This window comes from Virgibacillus carmonensis (assembly GCF_057836705.1).
Map to the genome: position 1 here is coordinate 1 of NZ_JBYQFJ010000135.1, position 740 is coordinate 740.

Sequence of the window (740 nt, forward strand, 5' to 3'; positions counted from 1 at the left end):
ATGGCGTTGAATGTCAGATCTGCAATTCACAATGTCCCACCGCAGTTCATTCGTGCGGCTAGAACGATGGGGACAAAGGGAGTCGGATTATTCTGCCGGGTTGAGGTTCCGGCGGGTATTCCTTACTTCATGTCAGGGATCAGGCTCGCCTGGGCCTTCAGCTGGCGTGCGCTAATGGCTGGTGAATTGCTTAGTAATGGACCTGGGCTTGGCTACTCGCTTCGGTACGCACAGGATTATGCCCGGATGGATCAAGTAATCGGGATTATCATAATTATCGGCGTGATTGGCGCAGTCGTCGATCAGCTGGTATTTTCCAAATTAGAAAAAAACGTGATGAAACGCTGGGGTTTAGTTAAATAGAGGAGAGGGGAAACCTATATGAAAAAATTATTCGCATTATTGATTTTTGCAGCACTTAGTTTGCTGTTAGCTGCTTGCGGGAACAGTGATGAACAGGCCGCTGGTAATGACGGGTCCAAGGAAATTACAATCGGATACTTCCCAAACATTAACCATGTTGCAGGGATGGTTGCTGAAGAAAAAGACATGTATTCCGAGACACTTCCTGAAGGGACTAAGGTCAACTATAAATATTTCCCTGATGGGTCAGCATTTATGACAGCAATTGAAACCGGTGAAATAGAAGGCGGACTTGTTGGACCGGGACCTGCGATGAATCACTACATCAGTGGAGCTAAAATTAATGTCGTTGCTGCAGGATCAACAGGTGGTACAGT

2 protein-coding genes are annotated in these 740 nt (G+C 46.6%); both read left to right on the top strand.

Annotation, left to right across the window (positions count from 1 at the left end; translation table 11 throughout):
- The coding region (locus AC3G7N_RS20930) for an ABC transporter permease (protein ID WP_489424085.1) at window positions 1–363 on the top strand (363 nt) is incomplete at its 5' end.
- An 18-nt stretch (window positions 364–381) separates the two neighbouring features.
- Window positions 382–740 (top strand): ABC transporter substrate-binding protein (locus AC3G7N_RS20935; protein ID WP_489424086.1); only part of this gene is annotated, 359 nt, incomplete at its 3' end.